This window comes from Pseudomonas sp. R3-52-08 (assembly GCF_003851745.1).
GTDB lineage: Bacteria > Pseudomonadota > Gammaproteobacteria > Pseudomonadales > Pseudomonadaceae > Aquipseudomonas.
The window spans coordinates 4,886,361-4,901,146 of the sequence record NZ_CP027730.1; the positions used below are offsets into that span (position 1 = coordinate 4,886,361).

Sequence of the window (14,786 nt, forward strand, 5' to 3'; positions counted from 1 at the left end):
CCTCGACTACATAAAGCCCCGATTATCTTGGCTGGAAACCTGCCTCAGAAGTGGTCGTGTCCTCCATTCTGGAAAAACCAATGACGGTTGGCAGGTTCCCCGGTTTCAAGAGTGGACGTGTCCCACGCTGAGTTGAAAATCATCGTCAACCAAGCCTTGGAATCCTGGCAGACAGCCCTGTCCACCGTGGCGGGCGTTTACTTGATTTCTGACCGCTCGAAGGGTGAGGAACAGCTGTATGTCGGCTCAGCGACCGGTACGGGCGGTCTATGGGATCGATGGTCGAACTACGCCAATAGCGGGCATGGTGGAAACGTACGAATCAGAGATCTGCATACGAAGCGTGGCAAGGATTTCGCGGACAATTTCAGGTTCAGCATCCTTGAGATCGCAGACAAGCACACCGGCAAAGAAGAAATGATGCTGAAGGAGATCCACTGGAAACGCCGCCTGCTGACTCGCGATAGCGGGTTGAACGGAAACTGAATTCTAGAGAAAAATAAGTCCTTCCCCTTCCGTTCATATTTTTGTGCAACGCTACGCCCCTGCACACCACCATCGCTACACTGCCCCTCCACACCTCACGAATGGATTCGAAATTGCGCCGGCTTGCCCTTCCTTTGGTTGCTTTGCTCCTGGGCTTACTGGCCTATCTTTTAATCACATTCGCTATCACCGTATGGCGCAGTCCGCAAAGCGTCACGCTGTTGATTGGTGCTTTCTACGACGAAGGCATCGTGGTCGATAAAAACCCGGTCAAGGCTGCAGAGTGGTATTTGCGCGCCGCTGAAAACGGCGAAGCTGTCGCTGAGTATAAAACCGGCATTTTCACTTACTACGGGCGTGGCGTAGCGGTGAATCATTCCAAGGGCCTGGAGTGGATCACTCGGGCGGCCGAGCATGGAAATCCTGATGCACAGTATTTCCTGGGTATTTCCAATATTGCAGGCCAGGATCAACCCAGGAGTTTTGCCCAAGCAGCCATGTGGTTTCAGAAAGCCGCCGAACAAGGACATGCCAGAGCGCAAGGAGACCTCTCCAGGCGTTACTACCGAGGTGATGGCGTTGAGGTCAGCGATCAGCAGGCGTTCGCATGGGCAAGTAAGGGCAGTGCTCAAGGGGATGCCGAGTCACTCATACAACTGGCAACGCTTTACGCGCAGGGCAGAGGCGCACCCGTTGATCTTGAGCGCTCGGTCAAGCTACTTGCCCAAGCAGCCGGCACCGGCAATGCCAAGGCTTACGAAATGATGGGCGCCGCGACGCTCAGTGGCAGCGGCACGCCCAAGGATGTGCCCGCCGCAGTGCAGTGGTTTACCCGTGCCGCCGAACAAGGCCGGACCGATGCGCAGTTCATTCTCGGCTTTCTCTATAGCAAGGGTGATGAAATACCGGTCGACTACCCGACAGGTAATCGGTGGCTGCTCAAGGCTGCGGCGCAGGGACACGCATTTGCAACCGCGATCCTCGCGGTGCAGATGGACACCGGCCGAGGTTTCGAACCTAACAAGCTCAAGGCGTGCGCGCTTTTACGCGTAGCGTTGAGACGTAAGCTGCCTAAAAATGAAGATGAAATGCGCGGCCAGCTTGGGCACGAAGAAAAATCTCTATCGCCAAGCCAGTTGGACGGGGTTTCGGCGCTGGAAAACCTCTATTCAACTCCGGAAGGGCTTGAAGGACTGATGGCGGATATAACGAGCGGGCAGTAAGCCGGCCAAAGCGAAAACAGCGTCCATAAGAGCAAAGGGGACGCAAGTGGCTTTGGAACGACGCGGATTGATTGCGGCGGCTAGTTAGGCCTCGTGGTACAGATTGCGACCCCACCCCGGACGCTCCGCGTCCTGCTTTCAGCGCAACATCCGGCACTTGCGCAATGGTGACGCGGAGCGTCACGGGATGCATTCCCACGCGGAGCGAGGGAACGATCACACTGTCCCCTTTTCGGGCTATTCAGTAGTCGCATCCGCTCGATCCACCAAATCGGGTCTCCCGCAGGCAAACATGCCGCCAGCTATTGAGCAACAGTGGGGCATAGCTGCAAGACGCACCGGTTTTATTGATCGCGACTTGCACCGACTCCATGTCACCGCGACTGACAGGGACGGATATTGCGCAGCAGTCCGGGGTTTTTGAACAGGCTGAAACGGTCGTGTCATTGCGCGTGCGCCCATTCACAGATACGGCCAACGCCGTGCTGTCACAGTGGCCGGTCAAACCTTCTCCCGTGACAAAAAAAGAGGTGGTTGGCAGGTTACCAGTTCCCCCCCCAAACCCTAGCGGAATAAGGAACAGCGAATGAACGTAGCTTCCGCCGGCCCTTACAGTCGAGACCGTGACGGGTGAGTGGCAGGACTGATTGACCCACTCCACGGGGGTCACCCGCTTCCAATCGCGGTCGTTTGTGACGCTCCAATGCTTGCCACTGCGGTAGTCATAGCAACCGTTCAGGCCTGCGACGGCGGTGAGTACCAGAAGAATTGCCGCCCGTGTTGTTTTCATGGTTGACCCGCTTTCCCTATTAAGGTTTTGATTGCCTGCATTCTGTTGCACCGGGCATTAAAAGAGGACGGATTTATTTCAAGGGAAATTAATCCGCCCCCTTTTTCAGGTTTTCGATTGCGTCCAACGATCTTTCGACGAAGTGAAATAGGAAATCATGGCATTCACTGCTACCTGCGTTGTGTCCCTGCTTTTTTGGACTGTTGTTTCATTAATCACAGCAGCTAAGGAGCCTTGGGACCTGGCCATTTATTGGACCATCATCTATCCCGCCGCGCTTGCGTTGTCAGTGATGCTTGGAGCAATGCTAAAAAGCGCCCAGTGGTCCGCAGGCGCCGTCGTAATGCTTGCTCAGATCCCGGTGATTTTGGTCACTTCTGGTGCTTCCCCCTTGCTGGGTGTCGGTATCCTGTATGCGGCTTTTCTCTCAATTCCGGCGATAACACTATCTTGGCTCGCCGGCAGATTGCGGCAGGCCTACATCAATCCATAAAGCCCTCTTGTTTCTGATGTCGACGAGGCCTGCCGTGCCGCCATCCTCTTGCAAGATCGTACAAGCCCTCCCACCCTTCCCTCGCTAACCTGACGATTCTCACCCACACCGAGTATCCGTTATGGTTCTGCCAGAGCTCCAAAAAAAACCGGTAAACCTCAAGCAGAAAGCCTCACTCATCGACCAACAATGGAGCCCACGCGTCGTCGCCGAAATGAACGACTACCAATTCAAGGTAGTACGCATCGAGGGCGAGTTCATCTGGCACTCCCACCCCGAAACCGACGAGGCCTTCCTGGTACTGGAAGGAACGTTGCGTATCGACCTTCCAGGTGGCCCAGTTTATGTAGAGCCAGGTGAACTCTATGTGGTCCCCCGTGGCGTAGAGCACCGAACGGCCGCCGAAGGCGAAGCCAAGTTGATGATGATTGAGCCACGCGGCATTTTGAACACAGGCCATGAAGGCGGTGACCGTACCGCAGTGAATGATCAGTGGATATGAAGGCCGGCATTTATTTGAAGTGCCCACGCTGAGCCCAATAACGGCTGACCATTACCCGGTGCAACGATGACTGAGCCGCAAATACTTCAGGGATGGCGACACTTACTCCACGTATCGCATAAGCCTCTAACAACTGCCAAACGCTTCACAACATGGGGTCTTTTTTTTCACGCGCAGAACAGTGATCATCGCCCTCCCCTAAAGCCCCAGGAACAGAGACCATGGAATTGACGCTGGAAGCGGTTGCGCTTTTTGCACTGAAGCTGGTGCATGAGACAGACGGCGGCAGTCCGGTTTTGCGAGATGATCCGGTGATGCAAGCGTATGACCGCGAGGTGTTTGGGTTGTTGGTGCGCCAGGGGGATGTAGAGACGATTCAGCTCAAAATCAATGAGTGCATCAGGCAGGCGCTGACTGCACTGGGTGGAACCGATACGGTAATGGGGCGCGAACTGCAACGACTGGCAACCGCCGTACACATTACGGACCAGCTCGACGCACTGGTCGCACCGCTAACCACCCTCAAGGACTACCTGAAAGACATCCAGTGAATCGGTGATCAGCATTCCGGCGAGATACGCCATCAATACCGCCACGCCCGCATCCAGCCAGCGCCACACCACCGGCGTCCGAAACAACCCCGTCAAGCGTTGACAGCCAAGCGCCAACACTACAAACCACAGTAGCGACGCGGTCATCGCCCCCGTCGCAAAGAGTGCTTGCTGGCCTGCCGGTTTAGCGGCGCCGATCGAGCCGATCAGCACGACGGTATCGAGCCACGCATAGGGGTTGGCAAAACCCAGCACCATTGCCGCACGCAACAGCCCTTGTTGCGAATGGCCGACTTGGGTGTTCGGCATGGACTGGTCACGCAGGCAAGCCAGCAGGCGCTGTCCACCGAACCACAGCAAATAGGCCGCACCGGAAAGTAGCAAGAGCGCTACCAGATTGGGACGGCTGTCCAATAGCGAACCCAAACCTGTGATGCCTACGGCGATCAACAGCATATCGGAGACGACGCAGACGGCGACCACTCCCCAGATGGGACCACGGCTGACACCTTGGCGGATGACCAAGGTGTCTTTCGGGCCTGGGGCTGCGAACAGACCGATGCCCAGGAGCAGGCCTTCGAGGTAGAGCGCGTTGAAGTAATGAAACATGGGATGTTCGACTCCCGACGGGAAAAGCTCGTCAGTGGCTGTTCCGGCAGATGTAAAGGAATGCAACACACACTGGGTTCGCAAGCATGTGAGAAACCGCGACACTGGATATAGCCAACCAAAAATAGGGACCTATCCATGTCCTTCATAACGTCGCCAGTTGGGAGTAAGTGTGCCTTGCTCATTACACGTAGCGGCGAGCAGGTTGTTCTTTTTGACGAACAAGGTGAGCAGCCTCGCCGGGGACTGGGGATCACAACCGAATATGAGTATCAAGACACGCGACACCCTCCGAGCCCTGGTCGTACGGCGCAGCCGGGAACTGGGTAAGTCCATGACAACCCTGGCCAAGGAGGCCGGCATTTCGCGGACCTACCTATACGGGCTGGCAGGCGGCGCCCCACAAGATCCCTCGGTACGCACATTGATCAAACTGGCCAAAGTGCTGCAGGTTTCCCCGCTGCTGCTGTTCCGTTACTTCGCCGACTTGGCGGGCGCTCCGGCTGACTCCAACTCAATGGCGACCACCAACCGGGCTGTAGGCCTGCGTGATTCAAGCGACATCGCCGTCTTCAACGCAGACGTCACCACGCCCGACCAGACCGTCGTGCTGCCTGGCGAAATTTTTCAGAAAACATGGGAGATCCAGAACCTCGGCACACGCCCGTGGCGGGGTCGAAAACTGGTACGCGTTGACGGTGAATATGTCATAGCCCGACGCACCGCCACGGGCGCGCCATTGGAAGTCGTGATGGACACGTACCTGCGCAGCCTTAACAACGAAACCCTCATCGCAGAAACACTGCCTGGGCAACCGGTGCATATCACTGTGGAATTCGCCGCGTCCAAGGAAACCTGCGCAGTCACTTTCATCTGGCGGATCGAGGATGAACACGGGCAACCGTGCTACGCGCCTGAGTTCATTTTGCATGTGATCGTAAACGTGATGGCGCGCGGAACTACGATTATCAATTTATGCGCGTCACAACAAGCATTTGACTTTTTAAACATCTCTAGCAAAGCAACAAAAAGTTTAAAAGACCTTAAACCCATGAAACATACTCACATCAAAAATATCTTTTTTGCACATCTGCGAAGTTATTCAGAGTGCAGGCAGTTTCCGCTCAACAGTTTTTATTATTGAAGTATTGGTATCGGCTAATCGCGTCATCTGCTGGAGGGTTTGATCCAGGTGCTGTACAGAATCAACATAAAGATGACAGACAAAACTGTCATCACCCGTGATTTTGTAACAGAGGACACACTCCTCAAGGTTCTTGATCAACTCCTCAATCTCTTGAAACTTTCCCGGCAATGGTTTTACCCGAACCAGTGCCTGTAGCGCATATCCTAAAGCCTGCGCATCCAGTTCGACACTGAACCCGGAAATGACCCCCGCGACCTCCAGACGTTTGAGACGCTCGCTGCAGCCGGGAGCAGACAGACCCACTTGACGACTGAGCGCTCGGATGGAGGTCCTAGAGTTTTCGTAGAGAGCCAAAATAAGGGCGCGATCAATGGGGTCCAATTTTTGAGCGCTTTTTGTAAGCTTTTTCATACGATAGGCCTTACGAAAATTAAAGAAATCATATGAAAACCTTACATACCATGGATTCATAAAAAAAGAATAGATTTTTTGTAAATTGGCTCCTATTGTTTTTTCAAACGGTCACCCGCAGTACCGCCAGGCAGCAAGGCATACATTGCCTATATTTCAGTTTAAACTTTTAGAGGAATTGAAATGAATCATGCACTCGATGCTACTACTCTGCAAAAACACCACGACGACAATTTCCCTGAAGAGCGGATATTCTTACTGCGCAATGAGTTTGCCCGAAATGGATTTATAAAATTGCGGGATATCGTAGACGACACCTTGCGTCAGCGCATCACCAATGAAGTCCATGGACTTATCGACCGTCAGATTGAAAGGAGGGACTTACACCTGGCGACTACCGATAATACACCGCGATACATGAGTGTCGTTCGCAGCGAGTTTATATCGGAAAACAGCGCAATTATAAGCACTCTATCCAAAAGTGAAGTATTACTCAACACACTGTCCTTGATTGCAGATACCAATATTGTCGCTTCAGTCTCCAAGGATGAAGAATACCTGATCACCAGACAGGAGCGTAAAGGTGACACTCATGGCTGGCATTGGGGCGATTACAGTTTTGCACTGATCTGGATTATCGAGACGCCACCCATTTCCAAAGGCGGGATGCTTCAGTGCGTTCCTCACACCACGTGGGATAAATCCAATCCCAGGATTCACGAAATCCTGTGCAATAATCCGATTGCCACTTATGGCTTTACAACTGGCGATATTTATTTTCTGCGTACTGACACGACCCTCCATCGCACTATTCCACTCAATGAAGATGCCATTCGAATCATTCTTAACATGACATGGGCAGATGAAAAATACCTCGACAGAAACCTGCACGGTAATGATCGGTGGTGGGAGAACCAACATGCTGAGGCTGCTAAAAGCCTGACTTGAAACATAGCCTTCTGATTATCCATAAGCCCCACAGGATTAAGATATGCACGATGCCCAATGCCTTCAGAACGCCAGCGTGTTATTAAAACAAGCTCAGTCACACTCCGCCATGGCCGACCTGGTAAGAGCCGCCGTTACACGAAATGAGCAGTGGCGTGGGCAACAGTGCATCAACCTTGTGGCAGCTGAGTCACCGACCAGCCCGTCCGTGCGCGCACTCCTTTCCAGTGAAGTGGGAACACGCGCATCGGGCGGGCATATCGGCCGGGACAATCGTTTTTTTTCAGGGATGAAGAATATCGATGAACTGGAATCGTTGTGCGTGGAACTCCTGAAGATGACATTTGATGCCAAGTACGCCGACCATAGACTGATGGGTGGGATGGCAGCGGTACTTGCTGCTTACACTGCACTGACTCGACCCGAAGACAACGTCATGACGGTGCCAGTGATAAGGGGTGGAGATACTAGCAACAGGACAAATGGTCCTCCGGGCGTCAGAGGGCTGAAAGTCTGGGATATTCCGTTTATCCACAAAACCGGCGAGATCGACCTTAATCGGTTTAGTGAGATTGCCCATGATCTGAAACCAGCTGTAATCGGACTAGGAATGACGCTCACGCTGTTTGCGCTTCCTATCAAGGACATAAAAGGTATCGTTTCGCCCTGGGGTGGGAAAGTGTATTTCGACGCTGCCCATCAACTCGGCCTGATCAGTTCTGGTCTATTTCAAAATCCCCTCGAAGAAGGAGCGGACTTGATGACTGGATCTTCCGGAAAAACATTCAGTGGCCCACAAGGAGGGATTATTGCCTGGAACGATCCCGAATTGACAGCGCCCATCAACACGGCGATTTTCCCTACTCTGACTGGCAGCCACCAAATCAATCGCGTGGCCGCGCTCGCCGTGGCGGCAACCGAATTGCTGGAGTACGGGACCGTCTACATGGCGCAGGTGGTTCGCAACGCCCAAGCACTTGCAAGCTCTCTTGATAAGCTAGGGGTAACGGCGTTTTATCGGGAGCAAGGCTATACCCAAACTCATCAGATTGTTATTGATTCAAAACCTTTTGATTGCGGTCGCGATGCTGTCCAACGCCTAGAGGCAGCCAATATCATTGCCAATGAAATGCCCCTACCCTGGGATATCGACCCTTACAAAGAAACAGGTATTCGATTAGGCACCGTTGAAGTGACTCGCCTGGGAATGAAAGAGATAGAAATGGAGTGGATCGCCGAGAAGATTGCAAAGATTTTACTACACCGGGAAGACCCGATGGCGGTGGCAAATAGTGTAATCGATTTCATGAAGAATTATAGAACGGTGTACTACTGTCACGAACATGGATTACCCCACTAGCCGCTGTTATTCGCGTACTCAGGAAACGTAAATGCCCGAAACTCTATTTTCTATTTATCAGGCGACGCTGACATTCGCCATTGCCGCCATCGCGCTTCTCGCCAGTCCCGGTCCGGCCACCCTGGCCCTGGCTGCGAGTGGCGCCGCCTATGGCATGAAGCGCTCTATTCAATTTTTCGTGGGTATTACCGTGGGATTGGTCATCGCCATGGCAGTAGTCTCCACGGGGCTGTATGTCTTTGTGCACAGTTTTCCCTTATTGGGCGTTGGTCTCGCTGGAGTATCCATTCTTTACATTCTTTATCTGGCTTATACCATTGCTGCGGCCCCCCGATTAACGATGAGCAAACAGCGGTAAGTCCAGGGCTGGGTGCGGGTTTTGTGCTGGGTGTAGCAAACATTAAAGCGTACGCTGCCTTTGCTGCGTTACTAGGCAGTTTTACGTTAGGTGTTACGCCAACATGGGAGCTGTTTACCAAGGCGTCTATCTGTCTATTGGTTTGCGTGATATTCGATTTTTTCTGGCTTTTTGCGGGGAGCAAGCTCCGTAAATTATTCATTCACCCCACTTGGAGCCGAATACTTAACGTCAGCTTCGCGGTGCTAATGGTCGCGACGGTAGCGTGGTCATTTATGCTGACGGATTAACTCTATAGATAAACCAGAAAAATACAGTATGATCGTTTTCTAAGGAGGATTTCCGCATGCTAGCTACCCTTTCCGCCCTTTTACTACTATTAATAATACCCGGCCCCACTAACACGCTATTGTTCCGTGCAGGGGTGCTGTATGGGTTCAGCGTGTCGCAGCGCCTTGCCTTTATCGAATCTCTTGCTTATCTGATTCAGGTATCGCTGTGGGGATTCACATTACTCTACCTATCGGCATACTCTCCTTTGACCGTGAAAATCGTCCAATTTAGCGCAGCATGCTATCTCCTTTATATTTCTTATAAGCTGTGGCAACGCGAAAACAGCATAACCAACACAGCCAAGGATCGGTTCTCCGGGCCTTATTTTTTCCTGCTGACATTGATGAATCCTAAAGGCCTTCTGACCGTTTCATTTATTGCTCCAATTCATACCTTCACTGAGTTGGAGAGCTACGTAGAATTCATGGCGGCTCTCTTGTTGGTGACTATTTCAGTGGGATCTGCCTGGATATTTTTTGGTGCTCGATTTAAAGGCTTCCATCAAACGCGGTTTACCACTCTGAAGATCAACCGGGTCACGTCTGTCACCCTCTTTTGTTTTGCCTCAACGCTTATTGGTCGCCTGGCCGGTTCGGTTTTGAACTAAGATTTTTTCCGTTTCTCGTACGCTGCTTCTACCATTCAAAGCCACCTACCCCACCGTCAAAACGTATACTTGAAACTCGTCATAAAGTTACGCGGCGCCCCATAGCCTACCGCCGCCCTTCCACTGCCATCCGCACCGCCAACCCCATCAACACCGACCCCATCAGCAAGCGCTGCACCACCTGCCACCCCGGCCGGGTGACGAAAAACACTGCGATGGACCCCGCCAGCGTGGCAATCACCGCATTCACGCTCACGCTGATGAGAATCTGCGTTAAGCCCAGCACCAGGGATTGCATCAGCACGCTGCCGTGGCCGTTCGGGTCGATGAATTGCGGCAGTAACGACAGGTACATCACCGCCACCTTGGGGTTCAGCAGGTTGGTCACCATGCCCATGGTGAATAGTTTGCGCGGGCTGTCCTGGGGCAGGCGCTGCACCTGGAACGGCGAGCGGGCACCCGGTTTGATCGCCTGCCAGGCCAGATAAGCCAGGTACAGCGCCCCGCCAAAGCGCAGGGCGTCGTACGCAAAGGGCACCGCCATCACCAACGCCGTAATGCCCAAGGCCGCGCAGAGCATATAAACCAAAAACCCCAACGCAACGCCGCCCAGGGAAATAAATCCGGCGGTGCGCCCCTGGCAAATCGAGCGCGAAATGAGGTAAATCATGTTCGGGCCGGGCGTCAGCACCATGCCGAGTGATATCAGCGCATAGGCAAGCCAACTGGACAGTTCAGGCATGGTCGGGCTCCCGAAATATGTGGTCAACGTTGTAGGGTTGGACGCCATGGTAGGGCGTTCAAAATGCGCGCGTTAGATACAGATACGTGATCAAAACGTCATACACCGACCACACCATTCACCCAGGGGCAGGCACATGATTGACTTCAATAACAAAGGCTTCTTCAAGCTCAAACAAAACAACGAGTACGCCGAACGCGTGGCTTCATTGCTGCTGGATGGCGAAGAGGTAGTGGACGCGTACAAGGCCATGCGCGACGGCGTGGTGTTCACCACCAAGCGCATCATTGCGGTGAACGTGCAGGGGATTACCGGCAGCAAGAAGGATTTCACGTCGCTGCCCTATAAGAACATCGTGGCGTATTCGGTGGAAACGTCGGGGACGTTTGATCTGGATTCGGAGTTGGAGATTTACTTTTCGTCGCTGGGAAAGGTGAAATTCGAGTTCACCGGCAAGACGTCGATTGTGGAAATTTCACGGTTGATTTCCAAACATCTGCTGGGCTAAACCACTGGCGCGATTCAACCCATGTACACCGCTCAACCTGTAAGAGCTGGCTTGCCTGCGAAGGCCATGGGTATCTACACAACTTTGGCGTAGCTTGAACCTGTGGCGAGGGAGCTTGCTCCCGTGACGGCTCGGGAGCCAAAGACTATTCTTCTGGTGCCCGAGACCTAAGTGTGGGAGGGGGCTTGCCCCCGATGGCGATAAGTCATTAGCAGATGCATTTACTGAGACTCCCTCGTCGGGGCATAGGTATCTACCCACGATGCGAAGCGAGCCGCTCTTGATCTTAGGCGCCCCGTTAAACCACGCTGGCCGGAATTCAACAGTGTTTTTTTTTGGGGGGGCAAACCGGCAGTGATTTGGGGGAGCGCCGTCAGGGCGCAATCCTAAGCCGCCGTTACCGCAGCAACGGATATGTTTTCGCCCTGATCCAGCATTCAGGTCGGCTGTCAGGCCGCCATCGGGAGCAAGCCCCCTCCCACATTTAGCTCGCGGGGCATCAGTTAGGTAGTCGTCGGCTGCAGAACCGTCACAGGTTCAGAGCCGTGCCAATTTGTGTAGATACCTATGCTGCGAGGCGCCAGCCCAAACGCCGCCAGACTCCCCACTTTACGCCTCAGCAGTTCGCGCCAGGAATGGCTTCACTCAACTGACTTTTCCCACGTAGGCCATCGAACAAAGCCAATATCAGCGGCAGATTCTCCCCCGTAGGCTCACTCCCTCGCACAAGGAAGTGAGCCGGTCATGTCAGAACGTTTTTATCCACCGACTGAAGAACAGCTACGCAGGCAACGAATCCTGACCCCGCAACCGTCACGCGTGCCCTATTCGCCAGCGATTATTCCATTCGAGCCATCTCCTGCCCCTACGCCAGTCACACCTCCCGGCTGCGTCTTCATCAAGCCCTGCCAATTGCCTGACGGCTTCACCCGTTACGCTGACTCCACCGGTTATGTCCCGCTGGAGTTGGTCAAGGAGTACGCGCATTTAAGCCTGTTGGGCGGGCGCGAGGTGGACGGGCGAGGAGCGGTGGCCTTGCGCAAGATCGGCGGGAGCGCATTGCCCACTGGTTTGGGGCAGTTGGCGTTGCGTTCGGCGGCTTGGGAGTCGGCGGTGACTGCCGCCGGCTCTGTCGCTGGTGGCCTGTTGACGGGGTTGGTGGCGCTGGCTTGGCCTTCTGAACTGGGTGATAGCGCGCTCTACAGCGAAGAACAGCTGCGCTCGATGGCGCAGGCGCGGTCGCAGATGCGTTTGCATATCGAGCAACGCGAGGACGGTACGCTCAAGGGGTATGGGTTTTACACCGGCAACCATCCGAACTGGCAGATGATCGATGTCGTGCAGTTCCAAAGCTATGGCGATCAGTTCGTGGCGGATTTGGGCGAGGGCGTTGAGCTGATCTGGACGCCTGCGGTGGATCCGGGGGACACGCTGGGTATTCCTGCATTGGAAGCGGCGCCGCAAGCGCCAGTGATCTGGATTTACCCGCCGACGGAGAAGGCGGCGCAGATTCTGGTGAACCCAGTTTATCCGCCAGAGTATCGAGATTTTATTCTGGTGTTCCCGGTGGAGTCGGGGGTTCGGCCGTTGTATGTGGTGGTTAATGAGCCAAGGAAGGGGCTAAGAAACCCAGATCATGATTACTTTCCAGCGCCCAGAACTGAGGACATAACAGGCTTTCCAGGTTTGATAGAGCAAAAAAGGAAGACCCGAAAACGCAACGGTGGCGGCCTTAGAGAGCGCTGGAAAGACTCGAAAGGTAAAAGACTTTTTGAGTGGGATTCAGAAAAAGGTGAACTGGAGGTCTACCGATACAGTGATGTGAAACATCTAGGTGCATTTGACCCTTATACCGCCGAGCGGCGGGGTCCAGCAAAAGATGAACGGCATATAGATAAGTAAGTGGAGAATTCTGTGGCAATGAAAGTACGGCTGGAATGGTTCAACAAACGAACAGAAAGTCTGGAGGCAGACGAGTACTCAGCAAATCTTGATGAGGATGACAGTATTGTTAACGCACTTGGCTTACACGAGGAACCTCAAATTTACGCGGGAGGATTCGACGTTCTTCCAACTTGGATAGCGATTCTCCAACCATATTTCCAGCACGTGATAGAGCCTTTACTTTTCGACTACCAGATATCCTTTCGATACCAGGGCGCTTGGCCGCCACCTCCAGAGCAGCGCAAGAAACCATGAGGCCAACCATGAAAAAGCCCCTCCTCTACCGCTCAGTCAACAGTCGAACCCACGGTGTGCGTCACGGCAGTTCTCGCGCTTATCGGTATGAACGGAACACAAAAAGTGAAAGGAACACCCTGGCAAATCGAGGCTCCATGCACAGTCACCTACGACATGGTTTTGATTACACCCCCCTATTCCGGTTCCTCATGTCCAAAGTCGGCCACCCCTGGAGCAAGGTTTTCAGCGAAGCCAACGCCCGCCTGGATCGTCCGGAGCCGGTGTTCTGGATGGTTGCGCTGCATGAAAGCGACAAGCAGGAATACGTGAGTACGGGCGAGAATAGCTACTACAGCGGCTTGTGGGTGGACGAGGCTGGCCTGCTGCAAAAGGTCAACCCACAGCTGACGCCCGAGCACATGAAACCCTTCTGCGACTGCTGCACCCAAACGTTCAACGGCGTGGTGTTCGCACAGGCTTCACCGCGCGAACGGTAGGCAGTCGGGCACGACAGCTTCCAAAGGTGTTCCGCCTTGCCTCAGCGATCACTTGGACTGAAACGTCTCCAAATACGCCAATATATTCTCAATCTTCTCCTGATCACTGATCCCCCAAAAAATCATCCGCGTGCCGCTCACCACTTTCTTCGGCGCTTCGATGTAGGCGGCAAGTTTGTCGCGGGTCCAGACCACGCCTGAGTTTTTCATCGCGTCGGAATACTGATAATCCGTAGTAGTGCCCGCAGGCCGGCCGATGATGCCGTTGAGCTGCGGTCCGAACCCGCCGCGTGCGCCTTCGCCCACACTGTGGCAGCCACCGCAAGTCTTGGTGAAGAGCTTGCCGCCCGCCTCGGCATCGCCGGCAGCAAAGGCCCCGTGTGTGTTGAAGATCAGGGCAAGGGTCAACCAGGCGTACTTCATCAGAGGGCTCCGCATCGAGTGTTGCCGACAATTATGCCCGTTTAAATGGCCGTTTCCCCAGCCGCTTTACGATAACCGTGCGGGCCTGTGCTATGAACTGGCGCCCCCCAGCCACGTTCCTGCAGACCACCAAACGACCACCCATCGTTTAAAAAACATCCAATCGAACCTATATGCCCCGCCTCCACTCCACCCTACTGAACCCTGATGGTGGAGTAAGGATCATGGCTCAGCCATCGATTTTAGTATTGGAAGACGACGAGATCATTCGGGCGTTGATGGTGGATGTGCTGGAGGACTTCGGCGCATTGGTAAAGTCGTTCCCTTCGGCGGATGAAGGGATGATTTATCTGGAGCGGGGCGATGACCCCGTGGACCTGATTGTCAGTGATATTCAGATGCCCGGCTTGCTCAATGGTTATGACTTGAGCCGAGTGGTGGCGCATCGTTGGCCAGAGGTTCAGGTGGTGCTGACGTCCGGCAACACCACGATAGCGTCGCAACTGGGTGGCTCTGTGCGGTTTTTGCCCAAACCCTGGAGTACCGACCACTTGCTTGAGTGCGTGCAAAAAGCATTGACCCAGCAAGGTTCGTCTGTGCATTAATAGCGCGGCGAT

The 14,786-nt window shown here is 53.9% G+C and carries 19 protein-coding genes; 15 read left to right on the forward strand and 4 right to left on the reverse strand.

Translation table 11 applies throughout. The features are described 5' to 3' along the window. Nucleotides 1-117 precede the first annotated feature (117 nt). The 5 genes from C4J91_RS27900 (at nt 118) to C4J91_RS22505 (ending at nt 4,045) form a co-directional block, all read left to right on the forward strand. Nucleotides 118-486 carry a GIY-YIG nuclease family protein gene (locus C4J91_RS27900; RefSeq protein ID WP_256681618.1) on the forward strand — a complete coding sequence of 123 codons (369 nt, stop codon included), beginning with the start codon at nt 118-120 and terminating at the stop codon, nt 484-486. A 101-nt stretch (nt 487-587) separates the two neighbouring features. Further along, nucleotides 588-1,709, forward strand: a complete 1,122-nt coding sequence (locus C4J91_RS22490; protein ID WP_124364307.1) for an SEL1-like repeat protein — start codon at nt 588-590, stop codon at nt 1,707-1,709. Between the two features lie 947 nt (nt 1,710-2,656). Next, the gene (locus tag C4J91_RS22495) at nt 2,657-2,992 is read left to right on the forward strand and encodes a hypothetical protein (RefSeq protein WP_124364308.1); all 336 of its coding nucleotides are present in this window, start codon (nt 2,657-2,659) and stop codon (nt 2,990-2,992) included. Between the two features lie 121 nt (nt 2,993-3,113). Then, on the forward strand, nt 3,114-3,494 hold the full coding sequence (locus tag C4J91_RS22500; protein WP_124364309.1) for a cupin domain-containing protein: 381 nt from the start codon (nt 3,114-3,116) through the stop codon (nt 3,492-3,494). A 221-nt stretch (nt 3,495-3,715) separates the two neighbouring features. Then, entirely contained in the window at nt 3,716-4,045 is a 330-nt protein-coding gene (locus tag C4J91_RS22505; RefSeq protein WP_124364310.1) for a hypothetical protein, read from the forward strand. Here the strand turns inward: C4J91_RS22505 and C4J91_RS22510 are convergent. Continuing rightward, on the reverse strand, nt 4,007-4,654 hold the full coding sequence (locus C4J91_RS22510) for a LysE/ArgO family amino acid transporter (RefSeq protein WP_124364311.1): 648 nt from the start codon (nt 4,652-4,654) through the stop codon (nt 4,007-4,009). The genes C4J91_RS22505 and C4J91_RS22510 overlap by 39 nt on opposite strands. Before the next feature lie 265 nt (nt 4,655-4,919). On the opposite strand from C4J91_RS22510, the gene C4J91_RS22515 reads away from it, so the two are divergent. After that, complete coding sequence (locus C4J91_RS22515) at nt 4,920-5,798, forward strand: NBR1-Ig-like domain-containing protein (protein WP_256681619.1); 879 nt, start codon at nt 4,920-4,922, stop codon at nt 5,796-5,798. Here the strand turns inward: C4J91_RS22515 and C4J91_RS22520 are convergent. Next, nucleotides 5,757-6,212: an Lrp/AsnC family transcriptional regulator gene (locus tag C4J91_RS22520; RefSeq protein WP_124364312.1), complete on the reverse strand. Its 456-nt coding sequence runs from the start codon at nt 6,210-6,212 to the stop codon at nt 5,757-5,759. The genes C4J91_RS22515 and C4J91_RS22520 overlap by 42 nt on opposite strands. Nucleotides 6,213-6,395: 183 nt before the next feature. Here C4J91_RS22520 and C4J91_RS22525 point away from each other — a divergent pair, with 183 nt between their 5' ends. The 4 genes from C4J91_RS22525 (at nt 6,396) to C4J91_RS22540 (ending at nt 9,818) form a co-directional block, all read left to right on the forward strand. After that, nucleotides 6,396-7,160, forward strand: coding sequence for an ArpA protein (locus tag C4J91_RS22525; protein WP_124364313.1), 765 nt, complete (start codon nt 6,396-6,398; stop codon nt 7,158-7,160). A gap of 43 nt (nt 7,161-7,203) precedes the next feature. Continuing rightward, nucleotides 7,204-8,520 carry a serine hydroxymethyltransferase gene (glyA, locus tag C4J91_RS22530; RefSeq protein WP_124364314.1) on the forward strand — a complete coding sequence of 439 codons (1,317 nt, stop codon included), beginning with the start codon at nt 7,204-7,206 and terminating at the stop codon, nt 8,518-8,520. Nucleotides 8,521-8,551: 31 nt separating this feature from the next. After that, nucleotides 8,552-8,878: a LysE family transporter gene (locus tag C4J91_RS27905; protein WP_256658885.1), complete on the forward strand. Its 327-nt coding sequence runs from the start codon at nt 8,552-8,554 to the stop codon at nt 8,876-8,878. A 346-nt stretch (nt 8,879-9,224) separates the two neighbouring features. Next, the gene (locus tag C4J91_RS22540; protein ID WP_124364315.1) at nt 9,225-9,818 is read left to right on the forward strand and encodes a LysE family translocator; all 594 of its coding nucleotides are present in this window, start codon (nt 9,225-9,227) and stop codon (nt 9,816-9,818) included. Between the two features lie 106 nt (nt 9,819-9,924). Here the strand turns inward: C4J91_RS22540 and C4J91_RS22545 are convergent, their stop codons facing one another. Next, nucleotides 9,925-10,560 carry a LysE family translocator gene (locus C4J91_RS22545; RefSeq protein WP_124364316.1) on the reverse strand — a complete coding sequence of 212 codons (636 nt, stop codon included), beginning with the start codon at nt 10,558-10,560 and terminating at the stop codon, nt 9,925-9,927. Between the two features lie 136 nt (nt 10,561-10,696). On the opposite strand from C4J91_RS22545, the gene C4J91_RS22550 reads away from it, so the two are divergent. From C4J91_RS22550 to C4J91_RS28005, 4 genes are all read left to right on the forward strand, one after another. Continuing rightward, complete coding sequence (locus tag C4J91_RS22550) at nt 10,697-11,068, forward strand: PH domain-containing protein (protein WP_124364317.1); 372 nt, start codon at nt 10,697-10,699, stop codon at nt 11,066-11,068. 744 nt (nt 11,069-11,812) lie between these two features. Next, complete coding sequence (locus tag C4J91_RS22555) at nt 11,813-12,970, forward strand: S-type pyocin domain-containing protein (protein WP_124364318.1); 1,158 nt, start codon at nt 11,813-11,815, stop codon at nt 12,968-12,970. Nucleotides 12,971-12,982: 12 nt separating this feature from the next. Further along, a complete protein-coding gene (locus tag C4J91_RS22560) occupies nt 12,983-13,267 on the forward strand; it encodes a colicin E3-like toxin immunity protein (protein ID WP_124364319.1) in 285 nt (94 codons plus the stop codon). Between the two features lie 191 nt (nt 13,268-13,458). Continuing rightward, nucleotides 13,459-13,746 (forward strand): hypothetical protein, encoded by a 288-nt coding sequence (locus C4J91_RS28005; RefSeq protein WP_305955260.1) that lies wholly within the window; start codon nt 13,459-13,461, stop codon nt 13,744-13,746. A 48-nt stretch (nt 13,747-13,794) separates the two neighbouring features. Here the strand turns inward: C4J91_RS28005 and C4J91_RS22570 are convergent, their stop codons facing one another. Continuing rightward, nucleotides 13,795-14,169, reverse strand: a complete 375-nt coding sequence (locus C4J91_RS22570) for a cytochrome c family protein (protein ID WP_124364321.1) — start codon at nt 14,167-14,169, stop codon at nt 13,795-13,797. Between the two features lie 224 nt (nt 14,170-14,393). Here C4J91_RS22570 and C4J91_RS22575 point away from each other — a divergent pair, with 224 nt between their 5' ends. Next, a complete protein-coding gene (locus tag C4J91_RS22575) occupies nt 14,394-14,774 on the forward strand; it encodes a response regulator (protein ID WP_124364322.1) in 381 nt (126 codons plus the stop codon). Nucleotides 14,775-14,786: the final 12 nt, after the last annotated feature.